27 protein-coding genes are annotated in these 24,401 nt (G+C 42.5%); 16 read left to right on the forward strand and 11 right to left on the reverse strand.

Going from position 1 to position 24,401, the window contains the following annotated elements:
* Positions 1 to 38: 38 nt before the first annotated feature.
* Positions 39 to 1,220 (forward strand): FIST signal transduction protein, encoded by a 1,182-nt coding sequence (locus R7E38_RS20920; RefSeq protein WP_017634895.1) that lies wholly within the window; start codon positions 39 to 41, stop codon positions 1,218 to 1,220.
* Positions 1,210 to 2,931, forward strand: coding sequence for an ATP-binding protein (locus R7E38_RS20925; RefSeq protein ID WP_226084291.1), 1,722 nt, complete (start codon positions 1,210 to 1,212; stop codon positions 2,929 to 2,931). Before R7E38_RS20920 ends, R7E38_RS20925 begins: the two co-directional genes overlap by 11 nt.
* Positions 2,932 to 3,104: 173 nt before the next feature.
* On the opposite strand, the gene R7E38_RS20930 is transcribed toward R7E38_RS20925, so the two are convergent.
* Positions 3,105 to 3,473 (reverse strand): DUF3693 domain-containing protein, encoded by a 369-nt coding sequence (locus R7E38_RS20930; protein ID WP_213907033.1) that lies wholly within the window; start codon positions 3,471 to 3,473, stop codon positions 3,105 to 3,107.
* A gap of 123 nt (positions 3,474 to 3,596) precedes the next feature.
* Between R7E38_RS20930 and R7E38_RS20935 the strand changes: the two genes are divergently transcribed.
* From R7E38_RS20935 to R7E38_RS20980, 10 genes are all read left to right on the forward strand, one after another.
* Positions 3,597 to 3,869: a hypothetical protein gene (locus R7E38_RS20935; protein ID WP_213907034.1), complete on the forward strand. Its 273-nt coding sequence runs from the start codon at positions 3,597 to 3,599 to the stop codon at positions 3,867 to 3,869.
* A gap of 2 nt (positions 3,870 to 3,871) precedes the next feature.
* Positions 3,872 to 4,087: a hypothetical protein gene (locus tag R7E38_RS20940; RefSeq protein ID WP_005477640.1), complete on the forward strand. Its 216-nt coding sequence runs from the start codon at positions 3,872 to 3,874 to the stop codon at positions 4,085 to 4,087.
* Complete coding sequence (locus tag R7E38_RS20945; RefSeq protein ID WP_318082072.1) at positions 4,071 to 5,219, forward strand: replication initiation factor domain-containing protein; 1,149 nt, start codon at positions 4,071 to 4,073, stop codon at positions 5,217 to 5,219. Before R7E38_RS20940 ends, R7E38_RS20945 begins: the two co-directional genes overlap by 17 nt.
* A 3-nt stretch (positions 5,220 to 5,222) precedes the next feature.
* Positions 5,223 to 5,576, forward strand: a complete 354-nt coding sequence (locus R7E38_RS20950; RefSeq protein ID WP_017822035.1) for a DUF1293 family protein — start codon at positions 5,223 to 5,225, stop codon at positions 5,574 to 5,576.
* A gap of 11 nt (positions 5,577 to 5,587) precedes the next feature.
* Positions 5,588 to 5,833: a hypothetical protein gene (locus tag R7E38_RS20955; RefSeq protein WP_017447549.1), complete on the forward strand. Its 246-nt coding sequence runs from the start codon at positions 5,588 to 5,590 to the stop codon at positions 5,831 to 5,833.
* Between the two features lie 10 nt (positions 5,834 to 5,843).
* Positions 5,844 to 6,077, forward strand: a complete 234-nt coding sequence (locus tag R7E38_RS20960) for a major coat protein (protein ID WP_015975175.1) — start codon at positions 5,844 to 5,846, stop codon at positions 6,075 to 6,077.
* A 131-nt stretch (positions 6,078 to 6,208) separates the two neighbouring features.
* On the forward strand, positions 6,209 to 7,738 hold the full coding sequence (locus tag R7E38_RS20965; RefSeq protein ID WP_137282632.1) for a methyl-accepting chemotaxis protein: 1,530 nt from the start codon (positions 6,209 to 6,211) through the stop codon (positions 7,736 to 7,738).
* A gap of 1 nt (position 7,739) precedes the next feature.
* The gene (locus R7E38_RS20970) at positions 7,740 to 8,054 is read left to right on the forward strand and encodes a DUF2523 family protein (RefSeq protein ID WP_017822026.1); all 315 of its coding nucleotides are present in this window, start codon (positions 7,740 to 7,742) and stop codon (positions 8,052 to 8,054) included.
* The gene (locus tag R7E38_RS20975; RefSeq protein WP_318082075.1) at positions 8,051 to 9,193 is read left to right on the forward strand and encodes a zonular occludens toxin domain-containing protein; all 1,143 of its coding nucleotides are present in this window, start codon (positions 8,051 to 8,053) and stop codon (positions 9,191 to 9,193) included. Before R7E38_RS20970 ends, R7E38_RS20975 begins: the two co-directional genes overlap by 4 nt.
* A 367-nt stretch (positions 9,194 to 9,560) precedes the next feature.
* Positions 9,561 to 10,901: a P-loop NTPase fold protein gene (locus R7E38_RS20980; protein ID WP_318082076.1), complete on the forward strand. Its 1,341-nt coding sequence runs from the start codon at positions 9,561 to 9,563 to the stop codon at positions 10,899 to 10,901.
* A 39-nt stretch (positions 10,902 to 10,940) separates the two neighbouring features.
* Here R7E38_RS20980 and R7E38_RS20985 read toward each other — a convergent pair whose 3' ends face one another.
* Complete coding sequence (locus R7E38_RS20985; protein ID WP_086587173.1) at positions 10,941 to 11,309, reverse strand: phage protein; 369 nt, start codon at positions 11,307 to 11,309, stop codon at positions 10,941 to 10,943.
* 170 nt (positions 11,310 to 11,479) lie between these two features.
* On the opposite strand from R7E38_RS20985, the gene R7E38_RS20990 reads away from it, so the two are divergent.
* Both R7E38_RS20990 and R7E38_RS20995 read left to right on the forward strand, forming a co-directional pair.
* Positions 11,480 to 11,911 (forward strand): AHH domain-containing protein, encoded by a 432-nt coding sequence (locus tag R7E38_RS20990; RefSeq protein WP_064353937.1) that lies wholly within the window; start codon positions 11,480 to 11,482, stop codon positions 11,909 to 11,911.
* Positions 11,912 to 11,991: 80 nt separating this feature from the next.
* The gene (locus R7E38_RS20995) at positions 11,992 to 12,567 is read left to right on the forward strand and encodes a hypothetical protein (RefSeq protein WP_064353938.1); all 576 of its coding nucleotides are present in this window, start codon (positions 11,992 to 11,994) and stop codon (positions 12,565 to 12,567) included.
* Positions 12,568 to 12,987: 420 nt separating this feature from the next.
* Here R7E38_RS20995 and R7E38_RS21000 read toward each other — a convergent pair whose 3' ends face one another.
* The 3 genes from R7E38_RS21000 to matP form a co-directional block, all read right to left on the reverse strand.
* Complete coding sequence (locus tag R7E38_RS21000) at positions 12,988 to 13,311, reverse strand: hypothetical protein (RefSeq protein ID WP_017634287.1); 324 nt, start codon at positions 13,309 to 13,311, stop codon at positions 12,988 to 12,990.
* A 114-nt stretch (positions 13,312 to 13,425) separates the two neighbouring features.
* Positions 13,426 to 13,737: a DUF3634 family protein gene (locus tag R7E38_RS21005; RefSeq protein ID WP_005377468.1), complete on the reverse strand. Its 312-nt coding sequence runs from the start codon at positions 13,735 to 13,737 to the stop codon at positions 13,426 to 13,428.
* Between the two features lie 15 nt (positions 13,738 to 13,752).
* Complete coding sequence (matP, locus tag R7E38_RS21010) at positions 13,753 to 14,202, reverse strand: macrodomain Ter protein MatP (RefSeq protein WP_005396497.1); 450 nt, start codon at positions 14,200 to 14,202, stop codon at positions 13,753 to 13,755.
* 210 nt (positions 14,203 to 14,412) lie between these two features.
* Between matP and R7E38_RS21015 the strand changes: the two genes are divergently transcribed.
* Positions 14,413 to 16,053, forward strand: coding sequence for a Lon protease family protein (locus tag R7E38_RS21015; protein WP_318082078.1), 1,641 nt, complete (start codon positions 14,413 to 14,415; stop codon positions 16,051 to 16,053).
* Positions 16,054 to 16,123: 70 nt separating this feature from the next.
* Positions 16,124 to 16,642, forward strand: coding sequence for a bifunctional 3-hydroxydecanoyl-ACP dehydratase/trans-2-decenoyl-ACP isomerase (fabA, locus tag R7E38_RS21020; protein WP_005390081.1), 519 nt, complete (start codon positions 16,124 to 16,126; stop codon positions 16,640 to 16,642).
* Between the two features lie 140 nt (positions 16,643 to 16,782).
* On the opposite strand, the gene rmf is transcribed toward fabA, so the two are convergent.
* From rmf to R7E38_RS21050, 6 genes are all read right to left on the reverse strand, one after another.
* Positions 16,783 to 16,956, reverse strand: a complete 174-nt coding sequence (gene rmf / locus R7E38_RS21025; RefSeq protein WP_005377453.1) for a ribosome modulation factor — start codon at positions 16,954 to 16,956, stop codon at positions 16,783 to 16,785.
* Positions 16,957 to 17,137: 181 nt separating this feature from the next.
* Positions 17,138 to 18,871: a DUF3466 family protein gene (locus R7E38_RS21030; protein WP_226084313.1), complete on the reverse strand. Its 1,734-nt coding sequence runs from the start codon at positions 18,869 to 18,871 to the stop codon at positions 17,138 to 17,140.
* A gap of 7 nt (positions 18,872 to 18,878) precedes the next feature.
* The gene (locus tag R7E38_RS21035; protein WP_137282029.1) at positions 18,879 to 20,798 is read right to left on the reverse strand and encodes an ABC transporter ATP-binding protein; all 1,920 of its coding nucleotides are present in this window, start codon (positions 20,796 to 20,798) and stop codon (positions 18,879 to 18,881) included.
* A complete protein-coding gene (locus R7E38_RS21040; protein WP_017821808.1) occupies positions 20,776 to 21,018 on the reverse strand; it encodes a glutaredoxin family protein in 243 nt (80 codons plus the stop codon). The genes R7E38_RS21035 and R7E38_RS21040 overlap by 23 nt, the downstream gene beginning before the upstream one ends.
* Positions 21,019 to 21,039: 21 nt before the next feature.
* Complete coding sequence (gene rlmKL / locus R7E38_RS21045; RefSeq protein ID WP_226084311.1) at positions 21,040 to 23,160, reverse strand: bifunctional 23S rRNA (guanine(2069)-N(7))-methyltransferase RlmK/23S rRNA (guanine(2445)-N(2))-methyltransferase RlmL; 2,121 nt, start codon at positions 23,158 to 23,160, stop codon at positions 21,040 to 21,042.
* Positions 23,161 to 23,646: 486 nt separating this feature from the next.
* The gene (locus tag R7E38_RS21050) at positions 23,647 to 24,189 is read right to left on the reverse strand and encodes a cell division protein ZapC (protein ID WP_318082081.1); all 543 of its coding nucleotides are present in this window, start codon (positions 24,187 to 24,189) and stop codon (positions 23,647 to 23,649) included.
* Positions 24,190 to 24,401: the final 212 nt, after the last annotated feature.

The raw sequence follows: 24,401 nt of genomic DNA on the forward strand, positions 1-24,401 counted from the left end.
TGGTATAACAGCAGAGTGATATCCAATTATAAAATCGTATGCATTGCCAATCAGTTTTTACTCATATTAAAGATGAAGACTCAGCGATAAAAACGCTCAGGTCCGAATTGACACAACAGAACTTGTCTTACGTGATGTGTTACTACACGGAAGAATACAATTTCGAGTTGATTCGAGAAGCGTTTCTTGCGCATTTTCCTGGTGTGCCTTTTCATGGCGCCAGTTCATGTCAAGCCGTAATGACAGATCAGGGCTTTCATACAGGACCAGTAATTGCGGCACTTGCTGTTTATGATACAGGTCCTCATGCTTATGGTACTGGTATTTCTAATCACAACTCAGGTGATAGCGTCACCAAGGCTTTGGATATGGCCCTTGAGAACGCAAACCGTGTAGGAGAGGTACCAAACTTAATTCTACTTCATGCTACACCAGGGCAAGAGGAATCAATCATTGCGTCTATAGATGAAAGATTTGGAACTCTAATTCCAATTATTGGTGGTTCGGCCGCTGATAATAACATCGCTGGGAAATGGTCTGTGATAACCGCCCAAGGCTCTCAAACTTCAGGTTTAAGCTTAACTCTCTTTTACTCCTCTCAACCTGTTGATATCGCTTTCAGCGCTGGGCATACACCAACTAATATCAAAGGTGTTGCAACCAAGACCAACGATAGATGCTTACTTGAAATTGATAATGAACCTGCGCTCAATGTTTATAGAAGGTGGACAAATCACCAGGATAACCAAGTAGGTAAAGATAATATGCTGTTTACAAACTCGAGTGCTTATCCATTAGGGCGGATCGCAGGTCATCTCTATGATCGCCCATATTACAAGTTATCCCATCCGATCCGTGAGACGCCAGATGGTGGAATCGAGTTGTTTACACGAATAGAAGAGGGTGACGAGCTCACATTAATGAAAGGAAGTCGTGAGCATCTCGTTGCGCGCGCTGCAAAAGTCGTCAATGCCGCTTTTAACCAAAAATTAGAAGAGTCTCGAAAAATTGGAGTGATAAATATCTTTTGCGCAGGTCCCATGTTGCACTTAATGCAAGACATGAATAGCGTTTGTGAACAAATTAACCAAGAACTAGAACATTTGCCTTTTATTTGCCCTTTTACTTTCGGCGAGCAAGGTAGATTTATTGGTGGTGAGAATGGACATGGAAACCTGATGATTTCATCGGCTATATTCCATAAACCTTATGAAAGATAAATACTTAGACATATATCAACAGGAAGCGCTTCAAGAAGCGTTAGTTGAGCTAAAGCAGGCTAGACAAAGAGAACGACTACTCGCTGATGAAAACAAGGCCATTCTTTCCGCGATATCTGCGATGAGTGAGGCAAAGAATCGGCATGAGATATTTACGGGATTAAACAATGTCCTCAAAAAGTACATCAACTTCGATGATTTTATTGTACTGACTCGTGATGGTGAACGATATCCCTTCAAGACATTGATATCAACTAATAGCGTATTTGATAATGTATCCTGGTTACACGGTAACGCCTATCAAAGAGCTCTCAATGGTGAATGCATTCTACTGTTCGAGCCAGATAAACTCGCTGAGTTTGTTAACTTAAACAGCTTTATAAAAAGCCATGTAAACTCGGTCGTTTTAACTGGTATACGTTCAGAAGTAACGCAAACCGTAATCCTACTTATTGGAGCTCAGAAAGGGCACTTTAGCATAGAGAATAAGGAAACCTTGAGGCGGTTTCGTCCCTTAATTGAAAGGGCGGTCATTGATATCGAGACCAAAGAGAAGTTACAACGTATCGTTGAAGTAAGAACAACTCAGCTCGCTAAAGCAAGAGAAGAAGCAGAGCTTGCGAACCGGTCTAAGTCGGAGTTCTTAGCGATGATGAGTCATGAAATAAGAACCCCTTTAAATTCCGTTCTTGGAATGCTAGATATACTGAAGCAATCAACCTTGTCAGAAGAACAAATTGATGCTTTGAGCCAAATGGAGTGCTCTGCAGAGTTACTTCTCGCGATAATCAGTGACATTCTTGATCTTTCTAAAATCGAGTCAGGTCGCTTTCAGCTCAATGAACAATGGATTAACTTAAGAGACACTGTCACTTTTGTTATTTCTCAGCAAAAACAAATAGCTAAGAAGAAAAATCTTAAATTCAAGCTCAACTGTACTGTCACTAATGACAAACAATTTTGGATTGACTCCACGCGGTTATCTCAAATTCTGTTTAATCTAATAGGGAATGCAATAAAGTTTACAGACGAAGGTGAAGTAAAAGTTTCTGTATCTGAGCAAGATGCTGAACTTGTGATCTCAATATCTGACACTGGAATTGGTATATCTAAAGCAAAGCAAGAGCACTTGTTTACGGCATTTCATCAAGGAGACCGTTCCATCACGAGACGCTTCGGTGGTACAGGACTGGGGCTCGCAATAACCAAGCATTTAGTCGAAATGATGCGTGGAAAGATTGCCGTTAAAAGTGATGAGCATGTTGGTTCAACCTTTACGATTTCGATTCCAGTTTTGACACGTTGTAATCAAAATCGTCCAGTTAGAATCGAAACCAATCAACCGACAAAAGCAATGGAACTTCTCGTCGTAGAAGATACCGAATCGAATCAGTTCGTAATAAAGCTTATCTTAAATAAGCTTGGCCATAATGTTCATATCGCAAGCCATGGAGCAGAGGCATTAACATTTTTAGAAGAGAATGAGGATTTAATCGATTTGATTCTCATGGATGTCTCGATGCCAGTGATGGATGGAATTACCGCAACAAGACTTATTCGAGATAAAGGTCTCAGGACCCCAATTATAGCGTTAACTGCACATGCGCTAGAAAGCGATAGAGATAAATGCCTGGATGCCGGTATGGACGGATTCATTTCCAAGCCAGTTAGAAGACAAGATATCTTTGAAGCTATACAGTCATTTCAATAAGTAAAAAGGCGTTAATATAGATCTTAACAATCGATAGATTATTAAGATCTATATTAAGTATTTTATGGTAAATAACGATTATGTTTAATGCTCACAGTAAGGCCCTTAAATTTAAAATCTGCAGGGGGATAGGAGCATACTCAGACAACATTTAGCGTACAGCAATATTTAATTTAACATAATATACATAATGCGCACTGATATAGGGATTCCTGTGGACTTGCAATCACTAAGGCCAATCCAGCACAAGCCATTGAAATGCTTGATAATCCAAGTCCGTTAAACTTTTTTCCTATGTTCTGCCACAGTGTCTGCGCTTCGTGCGTTTTTGCTTTATCCATCGCTAAGCCAATCAGAGCCTTTTCTTTGTCTTCACCGATAGCTTCGGCAAGCATAAGTATCTGATTTTCTTTTAAATACGTTCTTCCTTTACGCACATCAGTAAGCATTTGAGGACTTATGCCTAAGTCTGGCGCGATTTGTTTGTATTGCACGTAGTTCATCTGCTCTTTATAAGCGTCAATGAGCTTGTTTGTGTACATTTTCCAATCCTGCCTTTCAATTTCTTTTCTTGATTCTAGCTTATATGTACGGAATTTATCGTATTTACACTATGAAAAATCTCGTATTAACTATACGAAATATTTCGTACTGGAGTCGCCTAAATGGAACGTAATAAACCACTTGAGCTTTTATGTATGTTAGCTGGGCTCATAGCTATTGCGTTTATCTTCTATGGACGCGCGAATTTTGACGTTCCTGCGAGCTCTTATGCTCAAGTTCAGCGTTGGATTGAAGAAAATCCATCCGCTACTCCAATGCTTAACGAGTTCATGAGCGACGGCAAGCTGACACAAAACGAATTTGATGATCTTCGCGTTTACATCAAAAACGCACCAAAGCGCGCTCTTCTTTCAAAAATCGCTGAGGCTCAGTAATCATGAACGAAGCTCAAATCATCTATTACGACTTGCTGCCTGACTACACGGTTTCTGTGTTGGTCAAAGGTTGCGACGAATGGGATTTGCTTAAATCCATGTCTCATCTTGAGTCTTGGGCTTCCTCTCAGTTCACTTCTTATGAGTTGGTGTCCATCACCAACACGACCGTTGAACAACGTATCAATTTGGGGGTGTTTGATGACTACTGCAACTAACATCCTTAAAAGTTTCGATGAGCAAAGCGTTCATATTGATTACCTGTGTTTTACGTTTGCTGTTAAAGACTTACGCCATTGTCATGATGCGGTTCGTCGATTGCACAAGCATGAGGAATACAAAGGCTTTGCCAAATCAGGACTGTTACAGCGTCACTGTCGTGCACCTAAGTTCCCTGCTCCACCTGTGTTTAATCCGACGGTCGCTCAGACTTCCGACGAGATTGATGCGTACAACAAAGCGTTTGATATCTGCTATCGCAATTACTTGGAAGACTGCTTGCGCATCTTCACCAACCAAGTGCTTGGTTTGTCGCTGTCAGCACCTCGCGGTTTGGGTTTCCAGTTCTACACCGAATCCATGAAACTGACTTCGCCAGATGGTGAGGACTTTTGCGGCTTCGTTGGTATCGGCGGTAACAATGACACGGTGCATTTCCAAATCAACGGAACGGGATGCAAGCATGTATTTGCCCGTCGTCCTACGTGGTCGCTGCATGACTGGCTGACTAATGTCCTTGGTGTGCAAACTCTGGCGCGTGTTGACTTGGCCTATGACGATTACGACGGGATTTTTGATTGCGAATACGCTTACAAGGCGTGGCGTGACGACTGTTTCCGCACCGCAGAACGTGGCCGTGGTCCGGTGCTTCATGAAGATATGACCATTGCCAGTATCGGCAAAGATGGCAAACCGATTTACACCAAAGAGCAATACTCGATTGGTTCGCGTACCTCGCGCATTTACTGGCGTATCTACAACAAGGCGCTTGCGCAGAAACTCGCGAACACGGGTCTTGTCTGGTATCGCTCCGAAGTCGAGCTTAAAAAATGGAATGTTGATGTGTTGCTGAATCCAGCTGGCGCGTATGCCGCGCTCAATGATTTCGCAGCCTCGATTTCTACTGCAAAGAAATTCAATACCAAACCTGTCCCGACGAAACGCGCGGCGTTAGACCTGTTGGCCTCTGCGCATTGGATGCGTCGCCAGTACGGGAAAATCCTTAATTCACTTATCGAGTTCCATGAGGGCGACATTGAAACCGTGGTCGGTTCCCTTGTCCGTGATGGAACGAAATTCACCTTCCCCGATACCTACGGCAAGTTGGTGACTCACATATTGGAGACTTAACAAATGGCTAAATCCGTTTTTGTACTTGGCATGGATATCACTTGGAACTCAGCACGTGGTGACAGTGCTCAACTGAACGTGTCGCGTCCTCTACGTGAAATCAACTCAGAGAAATTCAAACGCCGCACTATCGGTGAATCCGGTGATGTGAATCCACAGTGGGACCAACCGTTGATGATTGATCATCAATACGCCCTATTACTTGAGCGCACAGGTGCCCTCGTTCCTCGCCGTGAATACCAATTGCGTTTGGAGATTAACCCAGACGATCCATTGGCAGGTGCCATTGTGACAGAACTCATCCCTGTGGATGACGACATCAAGAAACATTTTGAAGCCTCGTTAAAGGCTAAATAAGGAATTTCGTTATGCCTGTGTGTGCTTTACCTAACGCGGACGGTTTTCTCGCTGTCGTTCCTGATATTGAAGCGGCTTCATGCAGCGGTTATGTCATGGTCACGGCTCAAGAATATGACACGTTAATGAGCTACACACAGCTGACTCCAGGAGAGATATCTCAAGCGTTCAGCTTGGGTTTCACCTTGGTGTTCGTTGGCGGATATCTCTCAACTTACGCCATCAAGATGGCAATACGTTTAATAAAACTACTTTGAGGAATCTGTTATGAAACGTCTAAACGCGCTTAAAAAGTTCGGTAAACAAGCGGCGGCAACCGTCACTGTTGCGGTGCTTTCTGTCCCTGCTATGGCGGCGGAAGGTGGTGCAGCTGACCCGTTCTCCGCTATCGACTTATCTGGTGTGGCAACCAAAATCGGCGCGGCAGGTCTGGTGATTGTCGGCATTACTATGGCTTACAAATCCATCACTCTTGCTAAGCGTGCTGTGAACAAGGCTTAAGTTTATGTTGGCCGTTCTCCACGATGTCCAACTCATCGTCTTTGTGCTTTTGGGTGGCATTGCCGGATACGTGGCCAGCCAAAACTTTAGAGGATAAGGGGGCTTCGGTCCCCTTTTTTAATGGTGAAAACGTGAATAAATCACTCTTTTTACTTCTGTTTTCGTGCTTGTTCCTGTCATGGCATGCAAGCGCAGCTCAACCTACTTACGCCGTGAGAGATGTTATCGCTTATCCCGACTGTAAGCTGTCTAGGGGGATGAGAGTTAATCCTTATTCTTATGTCTCTTGTTATGAAAATAAGTTTGTTCGATACAAAGACTTCTCCACTAAGTCATGTTACATGGATAGCGATGAGTTCGGCTTACGTATAATGTGTAATACCGACAGCTCTTCTTTCCCGAAAATTCAAACTGTATGGTTCCGTCATGATACGGCTAAGTGTCCAGCTGACTATGAAATGATAGAGGATGGTGACGGTGTCACCTGCGAACCTATCGTTCCTGCCTGTGAGTATGGTGAAAACCCTGACGGCACCTGTATGGACGCTTGCCAGTTCAAAAAATCCATTGATGAAACCAAGCTGCTTCAATGGCTGGCGTACGTCTACGGTGAACAAGTTACTGGGGCATGCTATGGCGATTTTGGTGCAACCCGATGCGAACTAGAACGCATTCCTAGTGATACCACGCTGTGTACGGGCGTTGATTCTGGCGAATGGACACAAAACACAATCTGTCATGGAACGTTTCAGTTCAAAGGCAATCAGTGTGAAGGCGGCACACTCTTCTGGGGTAAAGATGGCCCTGACACCCCTATTATTCCTGATGACCCAATTCATGATCCTGACGACCCGACAGGTGACATCGAAGACCCTAGCGTATTACCTGACGACTCAACCAATACGGTGAATCCACCGGATACCGACAGTGAGCCAGACGTGGAAGAGCCTGACACCGATGAATCGACAGACACGGCAGTTCTGAAAGCCATTACAGGGATGAATAAGGACGTCAACAAAGCGCTAAATGACATGAACATCGACATCAATCAAGCCAGTGCTGACGTTCAAAACCAAATCATTGCGCTGAACGCGTCGATGGTCACCAACACGCAAGCCATTCAAAAGCAGCAAATCAACGACAACAAGATTTACGAAAACACTAAGGCCCTTATCCAACAAGCGAATGCTGACATCACCACGGCCATGAACAAGAACACCAATGCCATTAATGGTGTGGGTGACGACGTAGAGAAAATTGCAGGGGCAATGGATGGTATCGCGGATGAAGTTTCCGGTATTTCTGACACCTTAGACGGTATAGCGAATACAGATACGTCTGGCGCAGGTACGGGTGGTACGTGTATCGAGTCCCAAAGTTGTACTGGCTTTTATGAGTCGGGCTATCCCGATGGTTTAGGTGGTTTGGTGTCCGGTCAGTTAGATGATCTTAAACACAACACCATCGACAACTTTGTGAACTCGTTTGGTGACCTCGACTTATCCAGTGCCAAGCGCCCTTCTTTCGTGCTCCCTGTGCCGTTCTTCGGTGACTTCAGTTTTGAGGAACAAATCAGCTTTGATTGGGTGTTCGGTTTTATTCGTGCGGTGCTCATCATGACGTCAGTGTTTGCGGCGCGTCGTATTATTTTCGGAGGTTAATATGGATTGGTTAGTCGATTTATTTAACAAGCTATTGGTGTTCCTCTATCAGCTCTTAATCTCGCTGGTCAACATGCTCAAAGACCTGTTCTTTTGGGCGGTTGAGCAAATCATGGCAATGGTGAATCTGTTGCTCTCTGGTGTGTTCTCCCTATTCGCTCCGGTCGATATGAGCCAGTACATGACCAGTATTCCGCCTACGGTGGCTTGGGTCATGGCGGCGGTCGGTGTGCCTCAATGCCTGTCTATCATTCTGGCCGCTATTACGGTGCGCTTGATGCTGCAATTGATTCCGTTTACGAGGTTAGGCTCATGATATACGCCATAGCAGGAAGACCAGGAGGCGGTAAAACTTATGAGGCGGTTGCCTATCACATTATTCCGGCCATTAAGGATGGCCGTAAAGTCATCACCAATATCACATTAAACATTGATTGGTTCGTTAAGGTATTTGGTGAAGACGTTCGAGAACTCATCAAAATCGTGGATGGTCGTTTAACGGATTTCGGTTCAACCTCGCGCCCGTTCAGCCAGATTGAAGACTACTCGGACGAATGGCGCAATGAAAAAGGACAAGGACCACTTTATGTGGTCGATGAGGCGCACATGAGCTTGCCAAGTCGAGGCTTGGCCGCGCCGATTCTAGAATGGTACTCAATACACCGTCACTACGGTGTCGATATCATCTTGCTCACGCAGAACATCCGCAAAGTGCATCGAGACATTAAGGACATGATTGAAGTGACCTACCGATGCACAAAGAACACGGCCATGGGTTCAACCAGTTCTTACACCAAGAAAGTGCAAGATGGTTGTGCCGGTGAAGTGGTGAACACCTCTACCCGATTTTATAAGTCGGAATACTTCCCGTTCTATAAGAGTCATTCGCAATCCAACAAGCAAGTGCAGGAAGCCGAAGCAAAAGACATTCGCCCGTTCTGGAAGCGTTGGCCTGTCGTCGGAACGGTGGTGCTGTTATCGCTTGGGTTAGTTTTCAATATCTGGGCTTGGTGGCCGGAGCCAGAGCAACCACCCGACCCCGTTAAACCACCACAACCAGTACAAGCGCAGCTGCCTGACGGAACGCCAACGGTAGATACGGCAGAAACCAAAGCGAAGAAGAAAAAGAAAACATCAGGGTTCGGGCCTTTGGAAGATTACGACTTCTATATCACCGGATACGCAAAGCAAATCGCCTACGCCAAACGGCTGAAGTATGCTGCCGAACTCGACCGTGACCTGACGTTCTACAAGATATACATCGATGTGTACGATGGCCGCGACAAGCTATTCAGTTTCGATCATCTGGACTTGGTAAAGATTGGGTATCAGTTCGAAGTGTTGAGCGACTGCGTATATCGAGTGACTTGGGAAGAAACAGAAAGGATCTTCACGTGCGGCCAAAGAGAAAAGCCGTCGGACATATTGCAGCAAAACATGCCTGTCCATATTTAGACCGCTCGCCACAGCGTCGAAGCTAGCGCAGTCTGCGTAGACCGAGGAAGCGGAACATGTAGGACACCAAACCTTGGCACTTCCACACCGAACTTAACTATGGGGCTCTATACGAGCCCTTTTTTATTATGTGCGCGGTATTGCGAGCATTTTGGGAGGGGCCCGCTTTGCGGGAGGGACCTAAAAGCGGAGCAAACCCCCGAATCTGTATTACGGGGGTAAATTCCACGGTGTCTTCAACTTCCTCCCTGTCTATGCAACAAAGTTAATTTGTTGGTATGCTGGTTTAGTAACTAAGATTTTGAGCAATATCCTGTAAAATCAGTCATATGGCAACGTGAATAACATTAAAAATTTGGAGAGACTTGTGAGATTGACAGTTCCAGAGTTACAGCTTGATGATGGTGAGTGTTTTTCGACAGAAAGAGATATATTCATTCGAAAGCCGTTTGGAGATCACCTTTATAACTTAATTAATAATTCAGAGGAAAATTTAGTTTTAGCTCTTGATTCACAATGGGGAGAAGGGAAAAGCACATTTATAAAGATGTGGGCCAATGAGAATAAATATAACCGTGAAAAACCTTTAGAAACTATATATTTTGATGCATTTCAAAATGATTACCAGAAAGAACCTTTTTTAGCTTTAGCGTCAGAGATTTATGAATTACTAGAAGATAAAGTAACGTGTAAGACGACAGCGTTCAAAGAAAAAGCAGCTAAAGTATTTAAAACGTTTAGTCGGGGAATGATCAAAACAGGAGTTCGTATTGGTACTGCTGGAATTGTAAGTGATACATTATTAGAACAAGCTGAAAAAGATATTTCGGAGTTAGTGTCAGAACAAGTTGATTCAATCATATCTTCTAAATTTGAGAGTTCTAAAGCTGATAAATTGGCTCTTAAGAACTTCAAGGAATTTCTTTCAGATATAGCCCGACATCATACGTCAAGCGGAAGAATTGTATTCGTGATTGATGAACTCGACCGCTGTAGACCCGACTTTGCGCTAGATCTATTAGAAAATATCAAACACTTATTCTCGGTGTCGGGCGTAACGTTCTTGCTTGTGATGAACAGAAAGCAATTAGAAGAATCTGTAAAATGCAGATATGGAAGTGGTATTGACTCAGTTACTTACTTACAAAAGTTCATTGATGTTTGGCTATCTTTACCTCGTAAGACAGTAGCTCTATCTCAACAAGATGACGGTGTTACTTATTTAAATAATTCTTTTAATTTAATGGCTGCTGGAGGGAACATATATAATAGAGATGCATTATTAGCGATTACAGACCTAGTAAGACACTTAAAGCCTTCTTTTCGCGATATTGAACGGATTTTAACTTACTTTGCTCTTATTGAAAATTCGTGTAATGCTGCATTTAACGAATACTATCAGGATATTATGGGTACTGTGTGTTTCTTGAAAGTTACGAATCCTAAAATTCTAGATAATATTATGCATGGTCGTGCGTCAAGTAAGGATGTTCTTGAATACCTTCAACTAACAGACCAAAACCTAAATCCTGATGCTGATCCACTTAAATATTTAGCAATACAGATTGAGTACGATTTATCGGCACCTGAACGGAAAAATGAAATCGAATCTAACGAAGCGATAAATTTTCGTGGCTACCCCTCTAAGCCAGTTAATATTTTTAAACGATTTATAGAAAAACTTAGCAACATATATCCTCAGTATTAACTTATTTAGCTTTTTACAAGGCTCCCTAAGGAGCCTTTTTTATTGCACTAATTCCTTTAATACTCTCGCATATTTTAAGATTTGGTGTGCGATTTTAATATCATTCGACGCACCTAGCTCTAAAAGAGCTACGCCAATTAATACCTGCTGTGCAGTGACCAACTGTCCTGTTGGTAGCTCTAGGCGGTCATGCCTCATTACGAAGTTTTCCCAGTCTTCACAACTACTCAGTTCCCTACCCTTATTCATCCTCATCAAGCGCTTACACTCTGGAGGAATGGATTTTCCCTTGTCCCATTCTTTGACCGTTCTCACAGTTTTCAAACAAAGTTTGGCAGCTTCTTCGACGGTTAAGCCACATTCAAATTCACGAAAAATATAGTTTTTAGTCATTTCGTGATACTTCATTGAATTGTCCCTCAAAAGAGAGACATTTTATAGGATACGCATATGCAATCGCATTCAACATAAGCGCCCATAATGCGCACTAATAGTGTAAGCCCAAAGCGATAATGTCCTAGTATTTCCAAGTGAATCTGTCCTATGTTTGCTTGGAGGTATCTAGGAAGTTAGTTACGATGAACTACCATGAATTGCAACGTTTCTCCAGTATCCAAGGTGTGTTAAACAATAAGTTAAAGTGCCGAGAAGCCACATCCATTCTTGGAATAAGCTACCGGCACTTGTCTCGCATACTTTATGCCGTAGCAGAACCTCATCCTAGCCCAAATCACGCAGCACATCAGATTGTGATGAGAAACGGTAAGGTAACTGCGATGATTGATGCAAAATTACAAATGTTAGAATTTGGTATAGGGATTAATGATGCAATTAATGGTGTTTGGTTACCTAGATCCAGTGCTTATAAAGATCACTACACTACTCCAAAAGCTCCACCTCATTCACGAATACATGGTACAAATTATCAGAACTGGATTGGCACGCTTGGAAGAATTAGGCATAGTGAGAATGTATTTAAGTCCACACTGCTGAACTGCTTAACTGCTTAACTGCTGAAAAAGCAAATACAAGATAGTTCTCATCCTGAGAAAATTCTGGAGAAGAAAGATGCTAACTGGAAACCTACTGTATGACTGTATACAAATTAAAAAGTAAACCTCGAGAATTTAAGGTCTTAGAGCATGACCCTTATAAGCGAGCTCTCGATTCAGATGACTTTAAGTTGTTAAGACGACTTCGAAGAGCCCCTGTTGATTCAACCAGCTTGAGAGATGTTTGGGTAAATGAATATGCAACATTTACTCAACACTTTAAATCTGCTGAAGCAATCCCAGACATATCTAAATGGAGAACATTTCTTGTCTTGAGAGAAAATGCATATCAGGTAGTACGAGATGTAATTGATTCTGACGGTGAGTTCTTACCGATTACAATCGATGATGAAAGTTTTACCGTGTTCAACGTGATGTCCTTTGGAGAAGAAGACAAGCAGAAAATCAAATTTGAAGACATTGACGGAGAACAAGGATTATTAGAGAAACTGGCATTTATAGAAAGCGATCTTTCAAATAAATATGTCTTTAAATCAAAAGGTGAAGGTTGTACGTCAATTTATTGTGATGACAAACTCATATCGTTATGTGAAGAGCACAATTTAAAGGGACTTTCGTTCGATACAAATCTACTCGATGTATTTGAAGATTAATTCATCAGAATTTTTGTATTAGTTCAGACTAGATCTGAGACTCCAATTTGAAAAGAAGAGAGTTACCCACTTTGATTAAAGGTGCTTAATCACTAATCAAAGACAATAATTTGTGGTTATGCTTACGAAGCAAATCAAATCTCTTATTGAAAATTGATGCGCGCTTAGTCCTCGACTTACTGGCGTGTTCTTCTGTAAGCACCTGAATCAATCTATGTATGGTGATGATGGCCAACTCACTGAATTTGCCATTCAATGGCATCACGATTACTAACTTAAGCACTACCAAACAAAAAAGCCTTTCATACTCGCCTCGTACAACAGCAAAAATCAGCTAAACGCTCTAATCGCTCCGCAACGAAATCTGCCAAAAATCACGAGCTCAGTTCACTCGCTCTTAATCAAGGCGTTCTGAAACATTTATAAGCCTGTGGTTATATGGAGGCGAATGTACTTTTCGGGGTATTTGTAACGATAGCGTTTTCCTTTCTTCAAGTTGGACTTAACGTACCTACACACTTTTTGGTCACCACTACTGGTTACTCTTTTTATTACTGCGTTTTTACTTTTGTGCTCCATTTCTATCATGACGTCACAATAACCTTGATAGTCATCAAACTTATTGTCTACTTTCTTTTGAAGCTTAGTCTTAATCTTTTTAGCCAACAGGTTCGTTTCTGAGTCGTCAGCAAAAACTGAAGTACTTGCAAAGATCAGTATCATTAAAGTTACAACGTATCTCATCGTTTTGGTCCGTTTATGTTGTTGATTGTTCGATGATAAGTAATTTTTCTGTAGATACGAAAATGGGACGCCACATTGCGTCCCATTTAACATGATGAAGTAACTGATATGTAATTAAGCGCGCTTCTTGCCTTTGTTTGCTTTGAAGCCCTGATGCGGAAAAACGTTACGAATCCTCTGTTGAACTTTTTTGGGAATGCCTTTGGAAAAGCTTAAGCGCATTCCTGTTCGTTGGCTATACACCTTCATTTCACCAGTAAACGGGTTATGCTCACTAATATCCTGTAAGTTGTGTTTGAAAGAAGGAGGTAGATGCCCTTTTACGTTACTAATATGGCCATTATCGAACTTTACTTTTAACACCGGCCTATCGACTGCGATCAACCAAAAGATCACGATGGCTGCAATTAAGATTACATATAACATTTGGCACTCCCTATCCTAGCTAGATAGCAATTTACTCAAATCCTCTTTAATTGAGGTAACTTTTTGACTCGCTTTTTCACTTCTCGACGCTTCGGAAAGCAAATATTCAATTGCGTCAGATAACGTACAACCAAGTTCATTCGCTCTGCTAGAAAGCTTTTCCCAAACCCGGTAATCTAAATCAATGGATTTTTTCTTTGTATGGACTTGCTCTGCATTGAAGTGACGTTTCCGTTTCGCTCGGATAGCCTGCTTGAGTTTATTATCTAACTCTTCTGACATGTGGTTTTCTATCCAAGCCAAGACAAGTGTAGGCTCGTGTTCAAGGCGTTTTAGTTCTGCGACCGCTGCATCTGCTTCGCTTGTATCAATATGTCGGGTAATCGCTTCACCATCTTTCCATTTTTTGATGAGATACTTCCATTTCCACCCACATTCTAGATTCTCAAGCTGCTGATATTTCATTTATTCCGACCCATAAACATAACCTAGTGACAGCGTAACCCAGATGGTTTACTTGGGCAAATAAAACTCTTAGAAGTATCGATGTTGATCACTCATTTGTCTAAGTATTGTTCATTGAGAATTGAATGCCATGAGCAAACCAAATTGGTGCTAGGGTGTTATAGTCCGTTTCGTTATAATGTCGGCAAGATTGAATTACGATGAATTTTAATGAACCAACTTAATTGGCAAGACGTAACACCTTCACTTGAGCAGTACGAAGCACTTTTAAAGTCTGCACCTTCGTTACCAAAGAAGTCTTTTACTGAGCTCCAACCGAGAATGTCGGCAACGATATCTCGTTTTTCAAAAATTTCTGGATTGACGCGAGTACTACTCATTAACTGCGTAGATAATTCTGTCTATAGAGAGTTCATCAGTAAAGCTCTTCAGAGCCAGTCTAACGCTGCGATTGTTTTGTCGGAATCACTTGATGCCAAACGCTTATTTGACCGTTACAGTGTCGATTTAAGTGGTGATATTGCCTTCCAACCTGGCTTAATTTCACAGGCAGATAGCGGTTACTTAATTGTACCGGCTAATCTAATTTTGGCTAATCCAGGACTTTGGCCAAATATAAAGTCTGCAATTCAACAAAACCTTATCGAGCCACTGAACCTAAGCCCTACTCGTTTACCTACTTCAGTACCGCAAGCTAAAGCTTATGATGTAAAACTGATTGTAACAGGAGAAAGAAGTCAGTTAGCAGAGCTAGAATACATCGATGACGACTTCTGTTCTGGCTTTGCCATGTATACGGAAGTTGAAGAAGATATTCATCTGTCAGAGCAGAATTTGACAGATTACTTTGGTTTAGTGAACTGGATTTGTTCTCAATATCAACTGCCTCACTTAACTGAATGTGGTTTTAGAAGATTGTTGCTGGCCGGTATGAGATTTACTGAAGATCAACATTATCTGCCTTTAGGAGTAATGTGGCACTCTCAACTTCTAACGCTTGCCAGCCAGTTCAGTGATGGCCACGCATTAGATTACAAGTCGTTAGATAAAGCGATTGACGACAAGTATTACCGAGAATCTTACCTTCCTCAGCGTGCCGTGTACGATATTTTAGATGGACAAGTCATCATTGAGACAACTGGGGAACAAGTTGGTCAAATCAATGGCCTAACCGTTATTGATATGGCTGGGCACCCTGTCAGCTATGGTGAGCCTGCACGAATATCTTGTGTAATTCATTTTGGTGATGGCGATGTTTCCGATGTTGAGCGCAAAGCTGAGCTTGGAGGCAATCTACATGCAAAAGGCATGATGATTATGCAAGCTTTCTTGAGCTCTGCTCTGAAACTGGATGAACCACTGCCTTACTCTGCCTCCATCGTATTTGAACAGTCTTATAGTGAAGTTGATGGTGACAGCGCATCTCTTGCAGAACTTTGTTGCTTGGTGAGTGCTTTATCTGAATCTCCAATTAATCAACAAGTTGCTGTTACAGGAGCTGTTGATCAGTTTGGTCGAGTGCAAGCCGTCGGTGGCTTGAACGAAAAAATTGAAGGCTTTTATCAGGTTTGTAAACATCAAGGTTTTACAGGAAATCAAGGTGTTGTGATGCCAAAATCAAACCTTAAACACCTTGCATTACATAAAGATGTAATAGAAAGCATTAAAAATGGTGAGTTCCATATTTGGTCCGTTTCTACCGTAGATGAAGCTATTCCGATTGTAATGAATAAACCTTTTAGAGGTGAAGACGATAGCATTATTGGCAAAATAGCGGAACGTATTGAAAACTTTGAAAGACATGAGCGTCCAGAAGGAATTGTGCAGCGCATCAAAAACTGGTTTGTCTAGTACTGATCGGAGTTGTTTAGCGTACACGTGTTCACTAAGATGCAGCTATCAAAAATTGGAGTAATTGATAATGCAAAACAAACGTGATTCTTATAACCGTGACGATCTACTTGCTTCTAGCCAAGGCGAACTGTTTGGGCCTGGTTACCCTCAGCTTCCTGCGCCAAACATGCTAATGATGGATCGTGTTACTAAAATGTCTGAGACTGAAGGCGATTTTGGTAAAGGTTTGATCTTGGCGGAATTGGATATTACTCCAGATTTGTGGTTCTTTGACTGCCACTTCCCTGGCGACCCTGTAATGCCGGGTTGTCTTGGCCTTGATGCGATGTGGCAACTTGTTGGTTTCTTCCTTGGCTGGGTTGGTGGCAAAGGAAAAGGTCGTGCTCTGGGTGTTGGCGAAGTGAAGTTTACAGGTCAGATCCTACCAACAGCGAAAAAAGTGACGTACGAAATCCACATGAAACGCGTTGTAAACCGTAAGCTTGTGATGGGTTTGGCTGACGGTCGTGTATGTGTGGACGGCAAAGAAATCTACGTAGCAAAAGATTTGAAAGTTGGCTTGTTCCAAGATACTTCAAGCTTCTAATCACGATTTTAATCGATTTATTAAGGCTCCTATTTAGGAGCCTTTTTGTTATCGAGTGTTAACCTACTTCCCTATGTCCCTATAATGTAGAAAAGGCTCCGTAGAGCCCTTTCGAATCCTTCTTTTTGTATGTGGAGAGTTTATTTGTAGAGACCAGATTGTCTTTCATCTCTGGCATCACGCCAACCACCTAACCAATACGACCGAGCATCAACTTGTTGATATGGGCAAGCCTCTTGAGACCTTCCATTCAACCCAGCTTTGTAGCCTTGAGATTGAGCTCGTTCTAGGCGATCACGCTTTTGTCTCTTCATAGTTAATTCCTCATACAGGTCCATTTACTAACGTACAGCTGTTATTGTGAAACTTTGATGGAGTTTTTATGACTCCACTTATAAGAATCGATCAAAGTAGGCAATTTCTCAAGGCATAAAAAAAGCAGAGACTCAAATGTGTGAGCCTCTGCTTGATTTAAAGATTACTGACGATTTTTAACTATTTTCTACGGAACCCAAACAATCCAAGCATGGTCAAAGCTAACCAACCAAGGCCTGCACCTTGACGCTCTGTCGTCGTTGAGTCAATGCTTCGAGATACGATGTCGTCCTTAGTTGCGTCAGCAATAGGTACTAGTTTGACTGCTACAATTTGCTCTTCAGAGCTACATGTCGCATTGTTTGCTGTTGTGCTATAACCACCTGCACATTTCATAGCAGTACCAGAGATCACACCTGCATCATTGATATCAGTTGCGTCGATAATACGGAACTGATTGTTTTGTTCAGAGTAATCACCGCCATTAGTCAAACTGTCTAGGAACCAAGCTTTTCCATTGAATAATGTTGCAGCACGTTCACTAGTCTCGCCACCTACGCTATATGGATAGATAAAACCGCGCTTACGACGTGGCTTGCCATCGTCTTCACGAGTCGTTTCCGCATCAAGTTGCCCGACGATTTCATTGTAAGAGTTGATACCGCCCATCTTACCGCCCGCACCGCTAAAGAAAATGCCAGTAGTTGGGTAAAAAGCGCTAATAGAATCCTTACGAACATCATCTACGATAAAGAGACGATTCGGAGCAGAGCCCGTTGGCATTAAGTATCTGCCCGAACGTTTTGCTTCACCAATAGCAACAAAATTAGAGTTAACGTCGGTTAATCGTGAGTTTGTATGAACCGTATCATCACCTTCGCGCTGTCTAGCTCCTACAACAACTTTGTTTTTCCAAGTTGCGTTTTCAACGCTACCTTCGGCTTCTAGAGTTCCGACAAAAACAGTCGCATTCAGGTAGTTATCATCACTGTAAGTGTTGTAACCTACGCCATAGACCGTAGTTCCATCAGTGACAAGGTCACGCATGCTCCCTTGAGCTAACCTTTCTCCATCTTTAGATGTGCCACTTGGCCAAGCCAATTCACTGACGGTTCCGCTTTTATCCCAAATCGCTGCTTTTGATGTGTGGTGAGATCCATTGGTATTGCTTGCTGTTCGAGAAACACTGCCAACAGTAAAAATGCCGTCTGTGCTCCAAGCATGGCTTTGCACAACACTTGCGTCACTATCGCCAGTAAGAATATTTGGTTCTACTGGTGCAACTACGGTATTTCGTGTTTCTAATGTAGAAGTATTTTCTGTGCTAACTTTACTCTGATTACCGACAGCTGCACCACCCTCGGTAAGCTGGTTGATAACATTGTTATATTCATTTTTATAAGCAGTAGAATCTTCTTCTATGAACGCTAACGCATTAGAAGTAAAGTCTTTACTACGTTCTTTATTCCACGGCGTCCAGTTTACTGAAGCCCAAGAGTCACAGGTGGAATAGCGAAGCTGGTTGTAACAGTAACGCTCAAAGTCTTTGAGTTCTTGGATGTAATAAAAGCCAGCGTCTAATCCGAATGGGATTTCTTCACGATAGCTGTTCCCATCCACGGCTTGTGTCGCTGAAATCGGTGTAGTGCGAGTTTCCATTGCAAGTTTAAACTGCTCTGGCGTGCAGTTTGCTGCTGCATCAAAGCAGCCTAAAGCGAAAGGTGAACCTGTTGAAGGATCTGTACCTGCATCGCCCTGTTGAATTGCAACCCCGTAAGCCGTTTGGTAGTCACCGTTTGAACCATGATCCTGAGGTGAAACCTCAACAACTTGATACAATGCCGCCTGTGCGTTCATTGTGGTACCAACCATCATTGCAATGGCGGTCAATTTGAATTTATTACTACAATTCATTGAATTCTTAACTATCCTGTTGCATTGCTTCGAGTTCTTCCCATCTCTCGAATGCGATTTCCAACTCCTGCTCTAGTGCAGCAAGCTGTTCCAATACCGGCTGAGTTTGCTCTACAGGTTTAGCAAAGAACTCTGGATCGTTCACTTGCTCCTGAAGGCTCTCGATATCCGACTCTAATTGTTCAAGTTTAGCTGGTAGAGCCTCTAATTCTCTTTGCAGCTTATACGATAACTTCTTCGAATTGTTCTTAGGTTGCGTAGTTTTGGGAGTTTCCTCAACCACTTTCTCTTTCTTCGTTGGTTTTTCAACCTGACTGCGCGAAGCAAGAACTTGGTCACGCTGCTGTTTAGCATCATGATAACCACCAACGAACTCTTCGATTATACCGTTACCCTCAAAAATCCAGCTGGTTGTTACTGTGTTGTCTACGAACTCACGGTCGTGACTCACTAACAATAATGTACCCTGATAATTGGCAAGCATTTCTTCTAAAAGTTCCAACGTTTCGATATCCAAATCGTTAGTTGGTTCATCAAGAATAAGTAAGTTGTTTGGTTTCAACAAGATACGGGCTAGCAATAATCGGTTTTTCTCACCACCAGAAAGTGCCTTAACCGGGGTTCTGGCGCGCTTAGGTGCAAATAAGAAGTCTTGAAGATAACTCAGCGCATGACGCTGACGTCCCCCAACCATTACTTCTTGTTTCCCATCCGCTAAGTTATCGATCACTGTCTTTTCTGGATCCAAAATCTCTCGGTACTGATCAAAGTACGCGACTTCTAATTTTGTTCCGCAGTGTAAACGACCAGACTGCGCTTCCAATTGCCCCAATAGCAATTTAAGTACCGTACTCTTACCGCAGCCATTTGGTCCGATAAGTGCAATACGGTCACCACGCATGATGTTAAAGCTAAAGTCGTCGACAATTGTCTTGCCTTCGTAAGCAAAAGATACATTTTCTGCTTCAAATACAATCTTACCTGAACGAGAAGCATCATCGATATTTAGGTTAACTTTACCTTGAACTTCACGGCGGTCACGACGCTCTTCACGAAGTTTTTTAAGGGCTCGAACACGGCCTTCATTACGAGTACGACGTGCTTTAATGCCTTGACGAATCCACACTTCTTCCTGAGCTAGTTTCTTATCGAACTCAGCATTTTGCATTTCTTCGACGCGAAGCATTTCTTCTTTGTCATTCAAATACTGTTCGTAATTACCAGGGAAAGAAGCTAATTGACCGCGATCTAAGTCAACGATGCGTGTCGCCATCGACTTGATGAATGCACGGTCGTGAGAAATAAAGATGATCGAGCCTTTGAAGTCTTTTAAGAAGTTCTCTAACCATTCGATCGTTGTCACATCGAGATGGTTTGTTGGTTCATCAAGAAGCAATACATCAGGATCACAAACCAGAGCACGAGCTAAAGCAGCTTTACGTTGCCAGCCACCGGATAGATCGGTCAGTTTGGTTTCTGGGCTTAGTTTTAAAGCGCCAAGTACGTTGTTAACACGGTCATCAAAGCGCCAAGCATTAGAATGATCAAGCTGCTCTTGAACTTTCGCCAAACGGTTAATGTTCTTCTCACTTGGGTCTTGAGCAACAAGATCGAGAAGATCGTGATAGATCTTCAATTGTTCGCCGATTTCAGCCAAACCGCCAGATACGTATTCGTAAACCGTACCCTCTTGATTGCGCGGTGGATCTTGTTCAAGCCGAGAAACTACTACGTCTTGAGTTATTTGAATCTTGCCATCATCCAACAAAATGTCGCCGGCAAGCACTTTCATTAACGTGGACTTACCTGCTCCGTTACGACCAACTAAACAAACGCGTTCGTTCTCTTGAAGAGCGAACTCCGCTTTGTCTAGCAATGGGTGGTCACCAAATGCAAGTTGTGCGTTATGAATGGTAAGTAATGCCATTATTATCCAACCAATGTGTGAGTTGTTCTAAGTCAAACGGCCAGTTCAACTCAGAATCTTGATATTTTAATACGGGTATTGTGACGCCGTAACGAGAAAATAGTACATCATCGAACGCAATATCGATGATATCTGTTTGCTCGGCCAAACCGACTTGGTCTACTAGAGCAAATGCCATCTCACAAAGATGGCATCCCTCCGTGCTATACAATATCAGCACGTATTAATCCTTTTGTTTATACTAAGCGTGCGTTACTAGCCAACAGTTATGAATCTGTTTATTACGCGCAAAATCTAATGGTAACGTTTGAGAAGAAATATTCTGAGCCTTCAAACCCAATTCAGCGAGTGATTCTTCATCCATCTTGAAGTGACGTTTGTTATTTGAAAATACGATTGTGCCTTCACTTCTCAATAAACGTTTGAGGTTCTTCATTAGCTTAATGTGGTCACGTTGTACATCGAATGATGTTTCCATACGCTTAGAGTTAGAGAACGTAGGTGGGTCAATAAAGATCAAGTCGTACTCACCTTTTGCGTTTTCTAGCCATTGCAAACAGTCCGCTTGTTCATATTTATGTTGGCGCCCTACACAGCCATTAAGCTGCATATTGTCTTTCGCCCAGTTCAAGTAGGTGTTTGACATATCGACAGTTGTAGTGGAACGCGCACCACCAACTGCAGCGTGCACTGTTGCACTACCAGTGTAAGCAAACAAGTTAAGGAAATCTTTACCCTGTGCCATTTCGCCAAGACGACGACGAGTGATCTTATGATCCAAGAACAGGCCTGTGTCTAGGTAGTCATGAAGGTTCACGCTCAGCTTCACACCGTACTCGTTTACTTCGAGCGTCTCTGATACCTGACCTAATTTTTGGTACTGGCTTCGACCTTTCTGCTTCTCACGAACTTTCAGTACAACTTTGTTCGCTTCGACACCGGTCACCTGAATCGTCGCACGGATAATGTCCGTTAGACGACGCTTGGCTTTTTCTTCAGGGATGTTCTTAGGTGCTGCATACTCTTGAATCACAATTTGATCGCCGTACACGTCGATCGCTACGTTGTATTCTGGAAGGTCTGCATCGTAGATACGATAGCAGTCTAGTTTCTCTTTACGCGCCCACTTGCCAATCTTGCCAATGTTTTTCTTCAAACGGTTTGAGAAGTCTGGTGCGATTTGAATGTTAGTATCTGCACCTTTCATTTCATCAGCGTTGCGCTCGGCAATGCTGTAGTTCTTTTGGTGACACGGTAACGCACCGTTGTTCAATTTAAACTGTTTATCAGCGCGCATACGAAGGCAACTCAAGAGCTCGTCTGAGCTAGAGAAGATAGATGCTTTACATCCGCCAAACTCAGATTTTAGCTGTCCACCGAATGCGGTATAGAGCGCAATCAGCCCCGGCTCAGTTCCTAGACGCTCACCGTAAGGTGGGTTTGAAACGATAACACCGTGTTCAAATCCTGCGGGACGAGTAATAGTTGCAGCATCACCTTGCGCAAACTCAATCAACTCTTCAACACCTGCTCTGCGGGCGTTTTCTTGAGCGACTTTTAACACTTTGGGATCGTTATCGAATCCAAAAAACTTAGCGCCAACTTTCTTGACACCCCGTCTAGCTTGAACATTAGCCTCTGATTTAATCTCAGCCCAGGTCTCCGGTTCAAAGTCTTCCAAAACTTCGAAGCCCCATTGTTTGCGCTTAACGCCAGGTGCCATGTTGGCTGCCATCATTGCCGCTTCAATAAGCAAAGTACCAGAACCACACATTGGATCGAGTAATGGTTGATGCCCATCCCAGCCACAGCGCATGATAATCGCAGAAGCAAGCGTTTCACGTAATGGCGCACGACCCGATTCTGGTCGATAACCACGCTGATGAAGACCACTACCTACCATGTCTATCCCAAGCAACGCTTTATCTTTATGCAAACGAACGTGAATACGAATATCTGGGCGTTCTTTGCTGATATTAGGACGTGGCAAGCCTTTATTCTCAAAGCAATCTACGATGCCATCTTTGACCTTCATAGCCCCGTATTGGCTATTTCTAATCTCACGGTTTGTGCCGTTAAAGTCCACAACAAAGCGTTTAGAGCTATGAAATTGGTTAACCCAGTTAATAGTGGAAGTGGATAGATACAAGTCCATGTCGTTGTTACACGTGAACTCAGATAAAACACGTACAAATCGAGACGCTAAACGGCTCCACAAACAACAGCGATAAACCTGTTCGTTTGTCGCTTTAAATTTTACGCCTGCCTGTACTGGTTTCGCATTTTCAATGCCTAGTTTAGTCAGTTCTTCAACAAGCAAATTTTCCATGCCATTTGAAGTTACCGCGAGATATTGATTCATAGTGTTCTTTCGCTGATAAAAAATGGCTTCAATTATACCTGACTTTACGATCAATGCCTCGTTTTTAAAGGTATTTTCCCACCCGTTAGTTCAAATCATCACCACTCAAATGATCTAAAACTTTCAACATCTTTAGTTTGAATGTTTTTCATTCATGAACGTATTTTGTTTCCTTTAAAAGAAGTGAATACTTATTTACATGCATTTTGGTATATACCAGTCTGAGTTGATTGATGTAAATTACTTACAAATACCCTTTATAGGGGAATAAATAGGGTTGTTTTAGGCGCTAGGTTGCCTAATTAAAGGAGTAATCAAATTGAAATAAGTAAAATAAAAGTGACCAGCTTCATGTTTGCATGCATAGAAAACAAACAGTCTCATGGTCTTTCGGATTGGAGTGTCAGAGGAAAGGACAAAAAAAATCGACCCAATAAGGTCGATTAAGGCAAACAAAGGAACGAAATAAAGAAAAATTAAACAGCTTTAACCCACCATTGCCATAGGGGTCATTGCAAAGAGGTGGTTTGCACAAGCCATGCGATCATGCATTACTTTAATCGGCTGCCCAAATTGAAGCGCCTTATTGCCATCAAGAACAAAGGCTTCTTGGTTAACATAAGCACATAAGCTCGATGTTTCGCCTAGTTCTAGAACGATGAACATACCATAAGAATATTGATTTGTGAGAAAGACCATGTCCCCTTCTTGAGGTTCATAATCAGAGGACTGTGCATCGAAGAACCAGCTCTTAGGCTGTACAGGTTTATGAAAACGCTTTGCAGCAACACAATACAGTGTTAATTCAGCTTGGCGATATTCACTGATATCGAGACAGCGAATGCGCTCATTAAACGTTTGAAATGCGCTGGCGTCATCAACGGTAAATTCACTGTTTGAGAAGGCACAGTTAACCAACAATTTTCGGGATAGATTGGTTTGGAAAATCATTTCCTCCCCCAGATCCAGCATTAAGCAAGCTTTTTGCTCGTCAAAATACCAATTCCATTTGTCGCTGGGTTTAAGCATTATTCCGTTCTCTCTTGACTAGTTAAATCAGTGGTAAAGAGGTAAGACGCTTAATTACCTACTCGTGATTTTTAAATTCTACAAACGAACGGATAAAAAAAAAGAGGAAACAAAGTCCTCTTTTTTATGTAACAGGTGTGCCGTCCTAAATAAGGTTGACACTTTCCACCCCCAAAATTGGAGAGTGTTATGAAATCAACAACTAAAAGAAC

It is taken from the genome of Vibrio sp. Vb2131, assembly GCF_033338535.1.
Lineage (GTDB): Bacteria > Pseudomonadota > Gammaproteobacteria > Enterobacterales > Vibrionaceae > Vibrio > Vibrio alginolyticus.

Excerpts from the sequence above, each read along its gene's own strand:
- R7E38_RS21030 (WP_226084313.1), bottom strand. The coding sequence starts at position 18,871 with ATGAATTGTAGTAATAAATTCAAATTGACCGCCATTGCAATGATGGTT.
- rmf (WP_005377453.1), bottom strand. The coding sequence starts at position 16,956 with ATGAAGAGACAAAAGCGTGATCGCCTAGAACGAGCTCAATCTCAAGGC.
- R7E38_RS20935 (WP_213907034.1), top strand. The coding sequence starts at position 3,597 with ATGGAACGTAATAAACCACTTGAGCTTTTATGTATGTTAGCTGGGCTC.
- fabA (WP_005390081.1), top strand. The coding sequence starts at position 16,124 with ATGCAAAACAAACGTGATTCTTATAACCGTGACGATCTACTTGCTTCT.
- rlmKL (WP_226084311.1), bottom strand. The coding sequence starts at position 23,160 with ATGAATCAATATCTCGCGGTAACTTCAAATGGCATGGAAAATTTGCTT.
- R7E38_RS20985 (WP_086587173.1), bottom strand. The coding sequence starts at position 11,309 with ATGAAGTATCACGAAATGACTAAAAACTATATTTTTCGTGAATTTGAA.
- R7E38_RS20940 (WP_005477640.1), top strand. The coding sequence starts at position 3,872 with ATGAACGAAGCTCAAATCATCTATTACGACTTGCTGCCTGACTACACG.
- R7E38_RS21050 (WP_318082081.1), bottom strand. The coding sequence starts at position 24,189 with ATGCTTAAACCCAGCGACAAATGGAATTGGTATTTTGACGAGCAAAAA.
- R7E38_RS21035 (WP_137282029.1), bottom strand. The coding sequence starts at position 20,798 with ATGGCATTACTTACCATTCATAACGCACAACTTGCATTTGGTGACCAC.
- R7E38_RS20975 (WP_318082075.1), top strand. The coding sequence starts at position 8,051 with ATGATATACGCCATAGCAGGAAGACCAGGAGGCGGTAAAACTTATGAG.
- R7E38_RS20955 (WP_017447549.1), top strand. The coding sequence starts at position 5,588 with ATGCCTGTGTGTGCTTTACCTAACGCGGACGGTTTTCTCGCTGTCGTT.
- R7E38_RS20920 (WP_017634895.1), top strand. The coding sequence starts at position 39 with ATGCATTGCCAATCAGTTTTTACTCATATTAAAGATGAAGACTCAGCG.
- R7E38_RS20930 (WP_213907033.1), bottom strand. The coding sequence starts at position 3,473 with ATGTACACAAACAAGCTCATTGACGCTTATAAAGAGCAGATGAACTAC.
- R7E38_RS20925 (WP_226084291.1), top strand. The coding sequence starts at position 1,210 with ATGAAAGATAAATACTTAGACATATATCAACAGGAAGCGCTTCAAGAA.
- R7E38_RS21005 (WP_005377468.1), bottom strand. The coding sequence starts at position 13,737 with ATGTTATATGTAATCTTAATTGCAGCCATCGTGATCTTTTGGTTGATC.
- R7E38_RS20990 (WP_064353937.1), top strand. The coding sequence starts at position 11,480 with ATGAACTACCATGAATTGCAACGTTTCTCCAGTATCCAAGGTGTGTTA.
- matP (WP_005396497.1), bottom strand. The coding sequence starts at position 14,202 with ATGAAATATCAGCAGCTTGAGAATCTAGAATGTGGGTGGAAATGGAAG.
- R7E38_RS21000 (WP_017634287.1), bottom strand. The coding sequence starts at position 13,311 with ATGAGATACGTTGTAACTTTAATGATACTGATCTTTGCAAGTACTTCA.
- R7E38_RS20960 (WP_015975175.1), top strand. The coding sequence starts at position 5,844 with ATGAAACGTCTAAACGCGCTTAAAAAGTTCGGTAAACAAGCGGCGGCA.
- R7E38_RS20970 (WP_017822026.1), top strand. The coding sequence starts at position 7,740 with ATGGATTGGTTAGTCGATTTATTTAACAAGCTATTGGTGTTCCTCTAT.
- R7E38_RS21015 (WP_318082078.1), top strand. The coding sequence starts at position 14,413 with ATGAACCAACTTAATTGGCAAGACGTAACACCTTCACTTGAGCAGTAC.
- R7E38_RS20995 (WP_064353938.1), top strand. The coding sequence starts at position 11,992 with ATGACTGTATACAAATTAAAAAGTAAACCTCGAGAATTTAAGGTCTTA.
- R7E38_RS20950 (WP_017822035.1), top strand. The coding sequence starts at position 5,223 with ATGGCTAAATCCGTTTTTGTACTTGGCATGGATATCACTTGGAACTCA.
- R7E38_RS20945 (WP_318082072.1), top strand. The coding sequence starts at position 4,071 with ATGACTACTGCAACTAACATCCTTAAAAGTTTCGATGAGCAAAGCGTT.